This is a genomic window from Thermodesulfobacteriota bacterium, assembly GCA_040756475.1.
Lineage (GTDB): Bacteria > Desulfobacterota > Deferrisomatia > Deferrisomatales > JACRMM01 > JBFLZB01.
In genome coordinates this window covers 1-15,173 of the sequence record JBFLZB010000021.1, presented here as the reverse complement: position 1 = coordinate 15,173, position 15,173 = coordinate 1, and the positions used below count along the sequence as shown (strand labels likewise).

The following is a 15,173-nucleotide window of genomic DNA, read 5'->3' as shown; positions in this document are numbered from 1 at the left end:
GGGGCCGAGAAAGAGGATGGGGATGCGGGCACGGGACATCCTCCTTCGCGCCCTTGGGGCGGGGGCGCTTGCGCTCTGCCTTGGCGCGTGGTCGGGAGCCTTCGAAGGGGAGGGGGATGCCTTCCGATTGCGGGAGCCGGGGGAGGCCCTGCCCCAGGTGACCCTGGAGGACCTCTCGGGAGAGCGCCACGCCCTGGGGGACTCCGGCGCAGGGCCGGCGCTCTGGTTCTTCTGGTCGGTCTTCTGTCCGAACTGCAAGGAGGTCATGCCGGATCTGGCCCAGCTCCAGCGGGACTGGGGAAGCCGTGGGCTGCGGATCTGGGCCATCAACGTGGACGGGGACCGCTTCAGCAACGCCGTGCGCTCTTATGTGCGCGACGTGGAGCTGCCCTTTGCCGTGGTCTACGACCGCCTGGAGGGGGAGTATCTCGTGGCGGCCGATCCCCTGGGGGTGGCGAAGACGCCCACGCTCTACCTGGCCGGGGCGGACGGCCGCATTGCGCTGCGCCAGGTGATCGAAGTGGACTTCGAAGCGGTGACTCTCGCCCTTGGCAAGCTTGCTCCCTGACCCGGGGCCCTTCGCGGCGGCCGGGTTCTGGATGGCGCCCATGGCCGGGGTCACCGACGCGGCGTTTCGCGGGCGGCTGCGCCGCAACGGCTGCCGCCGGCTCTTTACCGAGATGGTCTCGGCCGCCGCCCTGGCGCGGGGCAACCGCCGGACCCTGGGCTATCTCGGCGTCCCGGACCCCGGGCCCGATCTCGGGGTGCAGCTCTTCGGGGCGGTGCCCGACGAGCTTGGGGCTGCGGCCGAGCTCGCCCAGGAGGCCGGCTTCCGCCACGTGGACCTCAACATGGGCTGCCCGGTGCGCAAGGTGATCCGCAGCGGGGCGGGGGCAGCCCTGATGACCGATCTGGTGCGGGCCGGGAGGTGTCTGGAGGCGCTTCGCCGGGTCGTACGGGGGACTCTCTCGGTGAAGATCCGGGCCGGCTGGGCAGAGGGAAGCATCAACTGCCTCGAGGCCGGGCGGCTGGCCGAGGGCCACGGCGTGGACCTCATCACCCTGCACCCCCGGACCCGAGCCCAGGGCTACGGGGGGCAGGCCGACTGGAGCCTGGTGCGCGCCCTCGCCGCCCAGGTCTCGGTGCCGGTGGTGGGCAACGGAGACCTGGGCTCGGCCGAGGAGGCCCTGGCCCGGCTGCGCCAATGCGGGTGCGCCGGCGTGATGATCGGCCGGGCGGCCCTGGCTGCCCCCTGGATCTTCCGCCAGGCGGAGCTCCTGGCCCGTGGCTGCGCCGCCGGGCCTCCCCCGAGCCCGAGGGAGATCGGCGAGGATCTCTGCGCGCAGATCGACGACCTGGTGCGGTGGAAGGGGGCACGGGTGGCGGCCCTCGAGATGCGCAAGTTTGCCGCCTGGGGCGCTCGAGGGCTGCCGGGGGCGGCGGAGTTTCGCCGCAACATCCAAGAAGCCCCGGACGTCGCGGCCTTGCGGCGCGCGGTCGAGGCGTTTTTCGGTGGGGCCGGCGCGGTGCGGGCCGGAGAGAACCGGGAGAGGACGGTGGAGCGTGTCGGAGTTGCCGGGAGCGCCTGAGCCGGTCCTAGCGGTGAGCCCGAGCCCGTGCTTGCGGCGCAGACTGCGCGAAGCCCTCGTGCCGGCGGGCGTCGCGGTGGAGGAGGTTTCCGGCGCCGCAGAGCTTGCCAAGCACCGGCGACAGCGCCCGTTCCTCGTGTGCATCGTCGATGCCCGAGGGCCCGGTGCGGCTGCCGAGGCCCAGGGTTGCCACGCGTCGCGGCCCGCCGAGCGATACGTGTTCATCCTGAACGGCGCGCAGCGGGGGGGCGAGGAGTTGGTGCCCGAGAGCCGCAGCCCCTTTGGGTTCCTGCGGGAGCCCTTCGGGGGGGAGGAAGTGAGGGCCTGGGCTCGCCGGGCCGCCGCCGAGGCGAGGCTCCTGCGGGGGGAGTGCTCCCTGGAGGACCTGCTCCACGGGCGCTTTCGCGCCTTCCTGAGCAACCTCGGTCCCCAGGGCCCCACGTGCATGCACGGACTCGTGCTGGAGCGGGTGGAGCGTCCGCTGCTGCGGGCGGTGCTGGAGTGGACCGGGGGCAACCAGACCCGGGCTTCGGAGGTGCTGGGCATCCACCGCAACACCCTGCGGGCCAAGATCCGTGCCCTGGGGATCGATCCCTCCCGGTTCGGACCGGGGTAGCGGGGGCGGATCGGGGGTCAGGGATCAGGGAGCGGCGGGCAGGGATCAGGTGCTGGCGCGGCTGTGCCTCCGTCCGCCGAGGCCGGCGGGCCGGGGGCCTCCCCTCCGGCGGCGCAGGATCCCGTGAGCTTCGAGGTGGTCCGTGGCATCCCAGGGGAGGGAGGGGAAGGGCATCCTGTGCCCGCCAGGGCATTGCCAAAGCCGCCTGCCCCGCCTCCGGGGAGACCCCCGGCCCGCCCCCAGACGTTCCACTGCAAGCCGTAGGGTGGGTCAAGCAAAGCGGGCCCACCCTGGACGGGGAGCTCCGGGGAGAAACTTGACGCACCGTTCAAGATCTCAGGAGCTCAAGGATCTCTAGGGGTCCCCAGCCTGCTGGCCGCTGGCCGCCGACCGCGGCCCGCCCGCGTCGGCTTCCCACACGCACACCCGGTTTCGGCCTTCGCTCTTCGCCTGATACAGCGCCCAGTCCGCCCGTTCCAGGAGCTCCAGGGGGCTCGCCGCGTCCTCGGGGCAGCACGCAACCCCCACGCTGGCGGTCAGGCGGCCTCCGGGCAGGGCCGCCGCACCCTCGAACGTCGCGGCCTCTACGACGCGCCGCAGCTTCTCCGCCACGAACCGGCCCTTTTCCCGCTCCGTGCGGGGCAGCAGGATCACGAACTCCTCGCCTCCGTAGCGCGCCACCGTGTCGATCCCCCGGGTGTTCTTGAGCAGGAGCCCCGCGAGGCGGCGAAGCGCCGCGTCTCCCGTGAGGTGGTCGTTGCCGTCGTTGAGAAGCTTGAAGTGGTCGAGATCCAGGAGCAGCACGGCAAGCGGGCTCCCGTGCCGGTCCGCGTCCACGCACTCGGCTTCGAGGCGGCCCAGGAGGTGGCGGCGGTTGAAGAGCCCGGTGAGCTCGTCGCGCACCGAGAGCTCCTTCATTGCCTCGTAGAGCCGCGCGTTGGCCAGGGCGACGGCTGCCGTGTCGGCGAAGATGTGCAGGACCGCGAGCGCCTCCTCGGACATGGGCTCCCCCGGTCCTGCCGTCTCGGCCGTCACCGTGCCCACCACTGCGCCGCCTGCCACCAGGGGTACCTTTACGAAGGGATGGCGGTGCAGCTGCCCCAGGGAGGTGTCCCGCACGTCCGGATGGTCCGCGGGCGCGTCGGCCCGCAGCACCTCGCCCCGCTGGAGCACCGTGCGGATCCACGGTTGGGCCCCGGCGTCCCGCAGCATCCAGCGGATGCCGCGGGCTGTGCCGGGGTGGTCCGCAGGCCCGAGCTCTTCTCTCACCTCTTCCCACTTGCCGCAGTGGTCCACCAGCCCCACGAGGACCCGGGGGAATCCCAGGGCTTCCTGGACGTTGCGGGCGAGCTGCGCCGCGATCTCTCCCGGGTCGAGGGTGGCGGCCAGTGCCCGGGCGAGGCGACTGACGGCCTCGAGCTCCCGGTTCCTGCGCTCCAGGATCTCCTTTTCGAAGAGGAGCTGCTCCTTTTGGGCTTCCAGGGCACGATTGAGGTCCAGGATCTCGCGGAAGGTCTCCCGGTTCTCGATCGCTTCCCCCAGCGCCCGGAGAAACTCCGCGGCCGGGAGGGGCTCGGTCAGGTACTCGAATGCCCCGTGCTTGAGGTAGTAGAGCGCCTCCTGGGGGTCGGGGGCGGCGGTGACCGGCAGGTACGTAGCCTGGGGAGCCAGCTCCCGGAGGGCGGCGAGGACCTCCGCAGGGCCCAGGGGGCGCAGGTCCTCCGCGCGGAAGGCCACCACGTCCCACCCCCGGTCCGCGGCCGGCACCTCGATCCCCTGGAGAGACGGCGCCTGCTCCACGGTCAGCAGCCCCTGGGCCACCCGTTGCCCCGTGCGGGGAAACCAGGGCGCCGGCCTGGAGACGATCAGCAGGTTGCGGACGGGATCAGGCATGCTCGCGGGCAGGGGGCGGGGGTAGGCCGATGTCGCGGATCTCGCGGATCTTCCCCTCGATTTCCTGGATCACCCCCTCCAGGTGCTCCTGCTCGCGCCGGTCTTCCAGAATCTCCGCCTCCTTCAAGGCGCGGCGCTTCTTCTCCAAGAGGGACTGGAGCTTGAGCAGGGATTTGCGCAGCTCCCGGTTGATGGCATCGAGCTCTTCGCGAAACGAAGGGGAGTGAACCACGGTGCCCTCCTCTGTGTGCGGTGGGAAGGCACGCTACCACACGCTGCCGGAGTGAACAACGACTTTCCCCGGTCTTTCCGCGGCCGTGGGCGGTTCTTGACTCCCCTCGGGGGGTGCCCTATAGTCCAGCCGGCCCTCTTGAAGTCGGTCAGGGGGACACGAAATCGAGGCCCTCCCATGGAGATCTGGATCCGAAACGACCGCCCGGGAGCAGGAGTCGGCGAGGAGCTGCTGCGGCGGCGACTGGCGAAGGTGCTGAGCGCCCTGGGCTGCGGCGAGGCCGAGCTCTCCGTGTGGCTGTGCGACGACCCCACGATCCGCGATCTCCACCGGGAATACCTGGGGAAGGACACGCCCACCAACGTCATCAGCTTTGCCCAGCGGGATGGGGAGTTTGGCGACGTGGAGCCCGAGGTGCTCGGCGACGTGGTCGTGAGCGTGGACACGGCGGGGCGCGACGCCGAGGAGGCCGGAGAAGCGTTGGAGGACGAAGTCGCGTACCTGTGCATCCACGGAATCCTCCACCTGATGGGTTACGATCACGAGGGGGCCGAGGCCGCCCGCGCCCCGGAGATGGAGGCCCGGGAGGCCGAGCTCTTCCGCCTGGCCCTCGATGAAGCCTGACACCTGGCTACGCACCCTGAACTGTGCCGTGGAGGGGGTTCTCTACGGGGTCCGCACCCAGCGCCACGTGCGCTGGCACTCCGTGGCCTGTCTCGCCGTCCTGGTCGTGGCGCCCCGACTGGGAGTCACCCCGGGGGAGTTCGCCCTCCTGTGCCTGGCGGCAGCGCTGGTCCTGGTCGCCGAGCTGGCCAATACCGCGGTGGAGGCCGCCGTGGACCTGGCCTGTCCCGAGTATCATCCCCTGGCCCGCGCCGCCAAGGACGTGGCGGCGGGGGCGGTGCTGGTCGCCGCCTTCGCTGCGGCCGCCGTGGGGTGGGTCGTGCTGGCTCCGGCGGCCGGGTCCAACGGCGCGGCGCTCCTGGGCAAGCTCAACGCGGCGCGGCCGCTCGTCCTGGCGGCATCGCTCCTGGCGGTGCTGGTGGTGGTGGTGCTGGTAAAGGGGGCGGTGGGCCGGGGTCGCGCCCTGCGCGGAGGGTTTCCCTCCGGCCACGCTGCGGTCTCCTTTGCCGTGGCGGTCCTGCTCACCCTGCACACCGAGGACGCCATCGTCGGCGTGCTCGCCGGCATCCTGGCGCTCATGGTGAGCCACAGCCGGCTCCTGCACGGCATCCATACCCGTTGGGAGGTGGGGGCGGGCGCCGCCCTCGGGACCCTCCTGGGCGCCGGTCTCTTCTGGCTGCTCCACTGAGACGGCCCGTCCACCCTCACCCCAGGCCCCTCTCCCATCGAGGGAGAGGGGCTTCAGGGAGAGGGATTTTCTTGATAGGAGGAACATGGGCAGGGAAGACGAGGGCTCCTTTTGGGCCCGGTTCGGGAAGTTCCTGGGGCGCCGATCGCGGCCGAAGCGGGACGTGGTCAGGGAGATGGAGGAGCTCATCGAGGCCGGCACCGCCGAGGGGCTCCTCAACGAGGAAGAGGAGGACATGCTCCTGTCCGTCCTCTCCTTCCGCAAGACCCTCGTGCGGGAGGTGGCCGTTCCCCGCACCGAGATGGTGTGCGTCGAGGTGGATGCCTCCCTGGAGGAGCTCGCCCGCACCATGGTGGAGGAGGGGCACTCCCGAGTTCCCGTGTACGAGGGAGACGTGGACCACGTGGTGGGTTTTGTGACGGCCCGCGACGTTCTTCACTTCTGGGGAGTCCCTCCGCCGTATCCTCCCCTGCGCAAGCTCCTGCGCCCCGCCTACTTCGTTCCCGAGACCATGAGCCTGGAGGCCCTGCTCGGAGAGTTTCGCCGCCGCCGCCTCCACCTGGCCATCGCGGTGGACGAGTACGGGGGAGTCTCGGGCCTGGCGACCCTGGAGGACGTGCTCGAAGAAATCGTGGGGGACATCCAGGACGAGTACGACGAGGAGGACGCGGAGATCCGGGAAGCCGGAGACGGCCTGCGGGTGGACGCCCGCACCGAGCTCGAGAAGCTCGAGGAGCGCCTGGGGATCGAGTTCGGGGAGGACGTGGAGTACGAGACGGTGGGAGGACTCGTCTTTCACGCCCTCGGGCGCGTTCCCAAGCCGGGAGAGACGTTTCGCTATCACGGACTGGAGATTGCCGTGGCGGATGCCGATAAGAGGCGGGTCAAGGAAGTGAAGATCCGAAAACTCGCCCAGCGGGATGTCCATGGCGCGGCAGACGAGAGCCCAGCCCCCCCCTGACCTTCCCCTCGCGGCCGTCGCCCGCACTCCGGGCGAGGTCGCCGACCTCGTGCGCCGGCTCGCCGAGGTGGGCCAGACGGCCGTGCCCCTCGACGTGGAAGAGGCCCTCGACGGGAAGGCGAGCGTGGCGGTGGTGGACCCCCAGGGCTGGGAAGACTCCTGCCGGCGCGCGCTCTCCACCTACGAGCTCCGGCAGGCGTGCCCGCCGGCGGTCCTGCTGACGGGGTCGGACCCCCTGGCGCTCCACCGGATCGAACCCACCCACGGGTTTCTCGACCTATCCCTGGAGCATCGCGAGGTGGCGGCGACCGTATCCCGGGCCCGGCGGGCTCGGGAGCGCTTCGCGGCCTGCTGGCCGGAGCCCCTGTCGGATCTGCCCCGGCAAGAGCGCGCCCGCATCGCCGCCCTCCTCGAGGCGGGCACGGGTCTCGAGATCCGTTCGGACCGGGAGGGGGCGTTCCTCCAGGCGGTGCGCACCCGCATGGTGGGGGGGCTCTTCCCGACGGCCCGCGAGTACACCGGAGCGGTCGCCCGTAACGGCGCCGAGGTCGCGGCCCTGGCGGCGCTGCTCTCGGTGGGAGAGACGTATTTCTGGCGCTACTCGGGTCAGTTCCTGGCGCTCCAGGCCTTGCTCGTGCCCTCCCTTCCGCTCGCCCCGAGGGGTGCTCCCAGCCCCCTGCGCATCTGGTCCGCGGGGTGCGCCACGGGGGAAGAGGCCTACTCGCTTGCCATCGCGTGCCTGGAAGCGGTCGGGCCGGGGGGTGAGGTGGAGGTGGTGGGAACGGATCTGAATCCGGCGTTTCTCGCCCAGGCCCGCGCGGGCATCTACCGGGAGCGTTCTTTGCGCAACCTCCCCGTCCACCTGCGGCGCAAGTACCTGGAGCTCCACCCGGGGGGCGCCCGGGTGGCCCAGGCCCTGGGGCGGCGGGTGCGCTTCGACCGCCTCAACCTGGGAGGGGGTGAGCTGGCTCCCTGGGCTGCGGCCAACGGCCCGTTCCACGCCATCTTCTGCCGCAATACCCTCATCTACCTCAGCCGGGGCGCCGCCGAGCGCATCGTTGGCGTCTTCGAGGGGGCTCTCTCGCCGGGCGGGGGGCTCTTCCTGGGGGCTTCCGAGAGTCTGCTCAGCCGGTGCCCGGCCCTGGAGGTGAGCCGGGGGATGGGGAGCTTCTTCTACCGCAAGGCCGCCGCGGTCCCCGCAGCCGCTTCCCCTCCTCCCGCGGCCGCGAGTTCGGGCGGCGCCGCGGGGGAGCTGGCGGCCGAGCTCTACGGCGCGGGCCTCGCGGCCCTGGACGGGGAGGAGGTGGAGGGCGCGCGCCGCGCGTTCCAGGAGCTCGTGGGCCGATGCCCCGGCGACGCCCGGGGCCATGGGGGCCTGGCCATCCTCCTGGCCAACGAGGGCCGGGAGGCGGAGGCGGAGGCGCACTTGCAGGAGGCGGCCCGGCGCCGGCCGATCCTGCCGGAGGTCCCCTATCTGCGGGGCCTCCTGGCGGAGCGGCGGGGCGACGAGCTGGCGGCGCTGCGCCACTACCGGGAGGCCCTGGCCACCGCCCCCGACTTCTTCATGGCCCACCTGAACCGCGCCTGGATCCTGCGCCGGCTGGGACGCCACGAGAGCTTTGCCGAGGAGCTGCGCTGTGCCCTGGCGATCCTCAAGACCCGTCCCCGGGTGGCGTCGTGGCTCACCGGGGGGATGGGGCGCGAGGGGCTCCTGAGCCTGGTCGCCGAGTCCCTGGCGGGAGCGGCCGGCGCGTGACCCGGGGTCGCGAATCCACACGGGGAGCCCCCCACGATTCACCGCCTCGGTGGCGAGCGGGGTCCGGGAGCCCCTGCGCTCCGCCCCGCAATCCGCGATGTTTGGAGGGAGCGTCTCCGGGGGAGCAGGTGCGCCGAGCGTCAGCGGTTTCGATCGGGGTGTCGTGGATCGGTCGAGGCGGTGCGGGGCTGCGCTCCGGGGCTCCCGGACCCCGCCCCAGAATCTTGGGGGTGGATTCTGGCCCCTTGCCCCCGAGCATCAGGAGGATGACGTCCCGTGACCGGCGGTGAGGGAACAGGGATCCAGGAGTGGCTGTCCCGGGTTCGGGGCGAGTACTGGGAGCAGCTCGGCCGGGCGCCGCAGGCCCCGGAGGCCGCGGCCGGTGCGTGGGTCCTGTTTCGGCTCTGCGGACGGCGGATGGCCCTGGAGGCCTCCCTGTGCCGGGCGGTGGTGCGCCGGCCCCGCGCGGCGCGCCTTCCGGGCCTGCCGCCCTGGATTCTGGGGGTCGCGGGCATCCGCGGCGAGGTGGTCTCCCTTACCGATCCGGCCGAGTACCTGGGGCTGCGCAGCGGGCGGCCTGCCGGGGACGGGTTCGTCCTGGTGGTGGCGGACGGGGCGGTAAAGGCCGGCCTCTGGGTCGACGGGGTCGCCGACGTGGCCCCGATTCCCCCCGGCGCGGTGGTCCCGGTGGACGCGCCCTGGCCCGGGTGCCCGCCCGGGGCGTTTCTGGGGCACTGGTCCGGGCCCGACCCGGAACAGCCGGTGCTCCTGCTCGACGGCCGCCGCTACCTGGCCGAGACCGCAGCGGGGGCCCCGGATCAGGATTGAGACAGCGGGACCGCGGGGCTTCGCGGTCTCGGGAGGAGACGAGCCATGGTGCACGCCGTCCGAAAGAGCCTCGCCCGAAAGATCCTCCTGGCCACCGCCGGCACCATGGCGGTGCTGCTGGGCCTCCTGAGCTGGACGACGGGCCGGGACCACCGGGACACCGTCCAGGCGCTGGAGCGCCGCACCAACACGAGCTTCTCGGCTTTCGTGTACAACACGCTGCTGGTCTCCATGATGGACGAGAGCAAGGAGAACCTGCAGCGCATCCTCGAGAATGCCGTGGGGTCCGAGGGCATCCACTCGGTGCAGCTGGTGGGTCCCGACGGAAACGTCCTCTACAGCGGCCGTGCGGCCGAGCGAGGCCGCCGCGCCGCCGACCCCCTGGTGCTGGACCTGGCGGAGCGTGCCCGCGCCTCCTCGGACCCCCTCGAGGTGCGGCGCGGCGGGATCGTCTTCAACGGGGTGCCGCTGCACAACCCCGTGCAGGGTCCCTGCTACGCGTGCCACGCCGGGGACGGACCCTACCTCGGGGCCATTGTCATGGGGTTCGACCTCTCGGAGTTCGGGAAGAGGATCGACGCGAGCCGGCGGCGCCAGTGGGTAGGACTGGGCATCGCGATGGTGTCGGTGGTGGGGGTGGTCTACCTGTGCCTCCAGTTTCTGGTGCTCAAGCCCCTCTTCCGGGTGGTGGACGGCACCCAGCGCATCGCCCACGGGGATCTCTCCCAGCCCGTGGCCGTCGGCGGCGCCGACGAGATGGCGCAACTGGCCGGCCACGTCAACACGTTGCGGGCTCACCTGCGCGAGAGCATCGAACAGTCGTCGGCCGTGGCCGAGGCCCTGGCCACCGCCGTGGAGGAGCTGGACCGCTCCAGCGAGAACCTCGTCTCGGTGGCCGTGGAGCAGTCCAGCGGCGCGGCGGAGCAGGCCTCCGCCGTACAGGAGGCCACCACCACGGCGGAAGAGATCGCGGCCACCTCCAATGAGATCTCCGCCAACGTGGAGAGCGTGGAACAGGTCGCCGAGGAGACCTACGGCGCGAGCGTCCGGGGGAGGGAGGCGGTACGCCTGGCCGTGAACGGCATGGGGGAGGTGAAGGAGCAGGTCCGGGCCATTGCCGACGCCATGCTGGGGCTGGGAAAGCGCAGCCAGAAGATCGGCGGCATCGTCGACATCATCGACGAGATCAGCGAGCAGACCCACCTCTTGGCCCTCAACGCCGCCATCGAGGCCGCCGGAGCCGGGGAGCACGGCAAGCGGTTCAGCGTGGTCGCCGCGGAGATCCGCCGCCTGGCCGAGCGCACGGTGGAGGCCACCACCCAGATCAAGACCCTGATCGAGGAGATCCAAGACTCCACCAACGATACCGTCCTGGCCACCGAGCGGGGCACCGCCATCGTCATGGACGGAGCCGGCAGGGTGGACAAGATCGGCGAGAGCCTCGAGGGGATCCTGGCCCTGGTGCGCCAGACCAAGGAGTCCACCAAGGAAATCACCGTGGCCACCCAGCAGCAGGCCACGGCGGGGGAGCAGCTCGTGCTGACCATCACCGACATCAACGAGGTGGCGGTCCAGGTCAACCGATCCGCCGAGCACGTGGAGAAGGCGGTCATCCGGCTCAAGGAGCTCGCCCGCAAGCTCAAGGACCTGGCCGAGGCGAATCGCTCGATCCGGAGGTTCACCGTCTAGGCGATGGCACCCCAGCGCAAGTACCTGGCGCTCTTCCTCGAGGAGGGCACGGAGATCCTGTCCCGGCTGGGGCAGGCGATCCTGCGCCTGGAGGAGCTGCCCGGGGACCGGAAGGCCCTGCAAGAGGCCCTGCGCTGCGCCCATACCCTGAAGGGCGGAGCCAAGATGGTGGGGCTGGCCCACGTCAGCCAGACGGCCCACGAGATGGAAACGGCCCTGCAGGAGGCCGGAGGGGGCGGCGGCGCGCTGGACGCGGCACAGGCCACGCGCCTCCTGGGGTTCCTGGACCAGGTCCGGGCCGCCCTCGAGCGGCTGGCCGAGGGCAACGAGGGGGAGGTGGTCGCCCCGGCCGGTCCGCCTCCTGCCGCCCCTCCTTCGCCCCGCCATCCCCGGCCCTCGGCCGAGACACCCGGGGAAGAGCGCCGGCTGGGAGCCGACCGGGTCCGGGTAGCGGTGGAGAAGCTCGACGAGCTCCAAAACCTGGTGGACGATCTCTCCCTCCAGCGGGCACGCCTCCTGGACTGGGGAAGGAAGCTGCGCCAGGGGCTCGGTCCCCTGGAGAAGCTTGCCTCGGCGGAGGACCCCTCCGTGGGCCCGGGCGCCGCCCTGGCTGCCCCCGCCCTGCGCGCGCTCCGGTTCCTCGCCCAGGGCCGGCTTCGGGAGCTCCTCGAGGACCTGCACCGGCTCGACCAGGTCGGGGCGGAGATCCAGTCCCAGGTGTTCGAGCTGCGCATGGTTCCCCTGGCCGAGGTCCTGGACGGGTACCAGCGGCTGGTGCGGGACTTGGGCCGGGAGCTGGGGAAGGACGTGACCCTCACGGTGGACGGCCGGTTCACGGAGATGGACAAGCGCCTCATGGAGGCGATCCAGGGGCCGCTGACCCACTTGGTGCGCAACGCCGTGGATCATGGGGTGGAGACGCCCGCCGAGCGGCGCGCGGCGGGCAAGGGGCCGGCCGGAAGGATCGTCATCCGGGCCTACCACAAGGGCAGCGCCGTGGTGATCGAGGTGGAGGACGACGGCCGCGGCCTGGTTCCGGCGGAGATCCGCGCCGCGGCGGTGCGCAAGGGACTCCTGGGCGAAGAGGAGGCCGGCGCCCTGGGGGACGGGGAGGTCCTGTACCTCTTGTGCGAGCCCGGGCTCACCACCCGCAGGCAGGTCTCCGAGGTCTCCGGCCGGGGCGTCGGGCTCGACGTGGTGAAGGTCCAGGTGGAGAAGCTCAAGGGATCCCTGGTCATCCAGAGCGAGGAGGGGCGCTACACCCGATTCCGGCTCTACCTTCCCCTGTCCATCTCCAGCCTCTCGGTCCTGGTGGTGCGTGCCGGTCGGGAGTCCTACGCGATCCCCTCCCTGTTCGTGGACCGGTGCGTAGGAACCTCGGCCCGCGAGCTGGGCCGCCGCGACGGCACCTGGCCCTACGGCGACCGGGTCCTGCCGGTGGTGAGCCTTGCGCGGGCGCTGGGGGGGGAAGCCGAGGCCGCGGAGACCGTCTTCCTGGTCGCCGTGCGGTTTCGCGGGCGCCACATGCTCCTCCAGGTGGACGAGCTCAAGGAGGAGCGCGAGGTGGTGCTCAAAGCCCTGGGAAGCCACCTGCGGGAGGTTCCCTACGTACTGGGAGCTTCGTTCCTGGCCGACGGGCCCCCGGTGCCGGTGATCAACGTGGTGGACCTGCACGCCCGCTGGGGCGCGCTGGAGGGCGCGTGCCGGTACCGTCCGGGGGCAGCGCTACGGCCGATCCTGGTGCTCGTGGTGGACGACTCGGTGACGACCCGGCACATGGAGCAGAACCTCCTCGAGCACATGGGGTACACCGTGCTGACGGCGGCCGACGGCCTGGAGGCCTGGAGAATTCTCGAACAGCGACCCGTGGACGCGGTGCTCACCGACGTGGAGATGCCCGGAATGGACGGCCTGGAGCTCACCCGAAGGATCCGCTCCCGCGGCGACTTGGACCGATTGCCCGTGATCGCGGTCTCCAACCGCACGGCAGAGGCGGATCTCGAGGCGGGCTACCTCGCGGGAGTCGATGCCTACCTGCGCAAGGACCGCTTCAGCCAGCGGGAGCTCGGGGCAACCCTGGGGGGACTCCTGACCGGGGGCGCCCGCGCCCAGAGAGGGGTGGCCCCGTGATCCGGGTGCTCGTGGTGGACGATTCCCGGCTGGTGCGCACCGTGCTGCGGGAGATCCTCGAGGCAGACCCGGAGATCCGCGTGGAGGCGGAGGCGGAAAACGGCCTGGACGGGGTGGAGAAGTGCGTGGCCCTGGGCCCAGACGTCGTCCTGATGGACGTCCAGATGCCGGTGATGGGGGGCCTGGAGGCGGTGGAGCGGATCATGCGGGAGCGCCCCACCCCCGTCATCGTGCTCAGCGCCACGGTCCACCCGGGAGAGGTGGGGAGCGCCTTTCGGGCCGTGCGAGCCGGGGCGTTCGAGGCCCTGCCCAAGCCTGCGGATCTCGCGGCCCTGGACTCTCGGGCGCCTGCGGCCGAGGACCTTCGGGCCCGCGTCAAGCTCTATGCTCAGGTGGGCCGCAGGAGGGGCTGGGGCAACGCAGAGGCGGTAGCCCCGCGCCCCCTGAAGCTGCCCTCGTCCTCCCGGCGGGTGGTGGCCATCGGGGCCTCGGCGGGAGGACCCCGCACCGTGCAGGCCGTGCTGGCGGCGCTGCCCCCTGCGTTTCCCTGTCCCATCCTCCTGGTGCAGCACATCAGCGCGGGGTTCACCCGGGGGTTCTCGGAGTGGCTCGGCCGGGAGATCGCCCTGCCCGTGCGCGTGGTCGAGAAGGAGGAGAGCCCGCTGCGGCCGTCGGTGTACCTGGCCGTGGACGGGCACCACCTCCTGGTGCGCGGCGGCGCGGCGGTGGTCGGGAGAGGTCCGCCGGAGAACGGGTGCCGCCCTTCGGTGGACGTCTTGTTCCGGAGCCTCGCGGAAGGGTATGGTAATCAGGCCATCGGGGTGGTCCTGACCGGCATGGGGCGCGACGGCGCCCGGGGTGCCCTGGCGATCCGGGAGGCCGGAGGAGAGGTGCTGGTGCAGGACGAGCACACCAGCGCCATCTTCGGCATGCCCCGGGCCGCCATCGAGATCGGCGCGGCTACCCGGGTCGTTCCGGCTCCGGAGATGCCCCGGGCGCTCGCCGAGGCGGTCTCCCGGGTCGCGGGGAGCGCAGGAGAAGGCACGAGATGAGCGCTGCCCCGAGCCCGGCCCCCGACATCCTGGTGGTGGACGACAGCCGCATCGTCCGGGAGATGGTCACCGACGTGCTCCGGGCCCAGGGGTACGCCGTGCGCCAGGCCCACGATGGGCGCCAGGCCCTGGACATGGCCATCGAGCAGACCCCGGACCTGGTCCTGCTCGACGTGATGATGCCCGAGCTCGACGGATACGAGGTCTGCCGGCGGCTGCGCCAGATGCCCGATTACGTCCCCGTGCTCATGCTCACCACCAAGGGGGCCCTGGACGACGTGGTGCGGGGGCTGGAGGCGGGCGCCGACGACTACGTGGACAAGACCTGCGAGCACGAGGAGCTCTTGGCCCGGGTGCGCAGCCTGCTGCGCATCCGCACCCTCCAGAAGCGCCTCTACTCCCAGAACCAGGAGCTGGAGGCGAAAAACCAGCAGCTCGAAGCCCTCACCGAGCAGCTCGACGCCCTCAACCGGGAGCTCCAGCTCCTCTCGGTCACCGACGGGCTCACACGGGCCTACAACCATCGCCACTTCCAGGAGCGCCTGAAGAGCGAGTTCGCGCGGGCCAAGCGCCACGGCGAGCCCCTGAGCTGCGTGCTCATCGACCTGGACCACTTCAAGGCGGTCAACGACGCCTGGGGGCACCCCGTGGGGGACCGGGTCCTGGTGCGGCTCGTGGAGCTCTTCAAGGAGGGCATCCGGGGCGAGGACCTGGTGGCCCGTTACGGGGGAGAGGAGTTCGCCCTGCTCCTGCCCCGGACCGCGGCCGACCACGCGGTGCGCCTGGTGGAGCGCCTTCGGGAACGGGTGGAGCGCGAGCGCCTGAACATCACCCGCGACCTCGAGGTGCGCTGCACCATCAGCGCGGGAGTGGCCGAGTTCGGCCCTGGGACCCCGATTCAGGAAGCCGAGGAGCTCCTCCAGGCTGCCGATGCCGCCCTCTACCGCGCCAAGGGAAATGGACGAAACCGCGTCGAAGTGGCGTGACCCGGTCCCGTGGGGGCTGGCCCTCTGGGGAGCCCTCGTCGCCGCGCTCGCGTTCCCCCCGGCCCCCGTCTGGCCCCTGGTCTTCCTCGCCCCCGCACCGCTCTGGGCCCTGAGCGTGGGCGTGCCGTG

The 15,173-nt window shown here is 71.8% G+C and carries 14 protein-coding genes; 12 read left to right on the top strand and 2 right to left on the bottom strand.

Features of this window, described 5'->3' with window-relative positions; translation table 11 throughout:
• Nucleotides 1-22 precede the first annotated feature (22 nt).
• From AB1578_04915 to AB1578_04905, 3 genes are read left to right on the top strand one after another with little or no spacing between them, the layout of a single operon-like run.
• On the top strand, nucleotides 23-568 hold the full coding sequence (locus tag AB1578_04915; GenBank protein ID MEW6487241.1) for a TlpA disulfide reductase family protein: 546 nt from the start codon (nucleotides 23-25) through the stop codon (nucleotides 566-568).
• Complete coding sequence (locus tag AB1578_04910; protein MEW6487240.1) at nucleotides 549-1,589, top strand: tRNA-dihydrouridine synthase; 1,041 nt, start codon at nucleotides 549-551, stop codon at nucleotides 1,587-1,589. Before AB1578_04915 ends, AB1578_04910 begins: the two co-directional genes overlap by 20 nt.
• A gap of 31 nt (nucleotides 1,590-1,620) precedes the next feature.
• Nucleotides 1,621-2,205: a helix-turn-helix domain-containing protein gene (locus tag AB1578_04905; protein ID MEW6487239.1), complete on the top strand. Its 585-nt coding sequence runs from the start codon at nucleotides 1,621-1,623 to the stop codon at nucleotides 2,203-2,205.
• A 354-nt stretch (nucleotides 2,206-2,559) separates the two neighbouring features.
• Here AB1578_04905 and AB1578_04900 read toward each other — a convergent pair whose 3' ends face one another.
• A complete protein-coding gene (locus AB1578_04900; GenBank protein ID MEW6487238.1) occupies nucleotides 2,560-4,098 on the bottom strand; it encodes a diguanylate cyclase in 1,539 nt (512 codons plus the stop codon).
• A complete protein-coding gene (locus AB1578_04895; protein MEW6487237.1) occupies nucleotides 4,091-4,330 on the bottom strand; it encodes a hypothetical protein in 240 nt (79 codons plus the stop codon). Before AB1578_04895 ends, AB1578_04900 begins: the two co-directional genes overlap by 8 nt.
• Nucleotides 4,331-4,507: 177 nt before the next feature.
• Here AB1578_04895 and ybeY point away from each other — a divergent pair, with 177 nt between their 5' ends.
• The 9 genes from ybeY to AB1578_04850 all read left to right on the top strand — a co-directional run bounded on the left by ybeY (nucleotide 4,508) and on the right by AB1578_04850 (nucleotide 15,044).
• Nucleotides 4,508-4,954, top strand: a complete 447-nt coding sequence (ybeY, locus tag AB1578_04890) for an rRNA maturation RNase YbeY (protein ID MEW6487236.1) — start codon at nucleotides 4,508-4,510, stop codon at nucleotides 4,952-4,954.
• The gene (locus tag AB1578_04885) at nucleotides 4,944-5,642 is read left to right on the top strand and encodes a diacylglycerol kinase (GenBank protein MEW6487235.1); all 699 of its coding nucleotides are present in this window, start codon (nucleotides 4,944-4,946) and stop codon (nucleotides 5,640-5,642) included. The genes ybeY and AB1578_04885 overlap by 11 nt, the downstream gene beginning before the upstream one ends.
• A gap of 85 nt (nucleotides 5,643-5,727) precedes the next feature.
• Nucleotides 5,728-6,603, top strand: coding sequence for a hemolysin family protein (locus AB1578_04880; protein ID MEW6487234.1), 876 nt, complete (start codon nucleotides 5,728-5,730; stop codon nucleotides 6,601-6,603).
• Nucleotides 6,569-8,359 (top strand): CheR family methyltransferase, encoded by a 1,791-nt coding sequence (locus tag AB1578_04875; protein MEW6487233.1) that lies wholly within the window; start codon nucleotides 6,569-6,571, stop codon nucleotides 8,357-8,359. The genes AB1578_04880 and AB1578_04875 overlap by 35 nt, the downstream gene beginning before the upstream one ends.
• 276 nt (nucleotides 8,360-8,635) lie before the next feature.
• Nucleotides 8,636-9,187: a chemotaxis protein CheW gene (locus AB1578_04870; protein ID MEW6487232.1), complete on the top strand. Its 552-nt coding sequence runs from the start codon at nucleotides 8,636-8,638 to the stop codon at nucleotides 9,185-9,187.
• Between the two features lie 45 nt (nucleotides 9,188-9,232).
• On the top strand, nucleotides 9,233-10,876 hold the full coding sequence (locus tag AB1578_04865) for a methyl-accepting chemotaxis protein (protein ID MEW6487231.1): 1,644 nt from the start codon (nucleotides 9,233-9,235) through the stop codon (nucleotides 10,874-10,876).
• Between the two features lie 3 nt (nucleotides 10,877-10,879).
• Nucleotides 10,880-13,006, top strand: coding sequence for a response regulator (locus AB1578_04860; GenBank protein MEW6487230.1), 2,127 nt, complete (start codon nucleotides 10,880-10,882; stop codon nucleotides 13,004-13,006).
• On the top strand, nucleotides 13,003-14,058 hold the full coding sequence (gene cheB, locus AB1578_04855; GenBank protein ID MEW6487229.1) for a chemotaxis-specific protein-glutamate methyltransferase CheB: 1,056 nt from the start codon (nucleotides 13,003-13,005) through the stop codon (nucleotides 14,056-14,058). The genes AB1578_04860 and cheB overlap by 4 nt, the downstream gene beginning before the upstream one ends.
• Nucleotides 14,055-15,044 (top strand): diguanylate cyclase, encoded by a 990-nt coding sequence (locus AB1578_04850; GenBank protein MEW6487228.1) that lies wholly within the window; start codon nucleotides 14,055-14,057, stop codon nucleotides 15,042-15,044. Before cheB ends, AB1578_04850 begins: the two co-directional genes overlap by 4 nt.
• Nucleotides 15,045-15,173 lie beyond the last annotated feature (129 nt).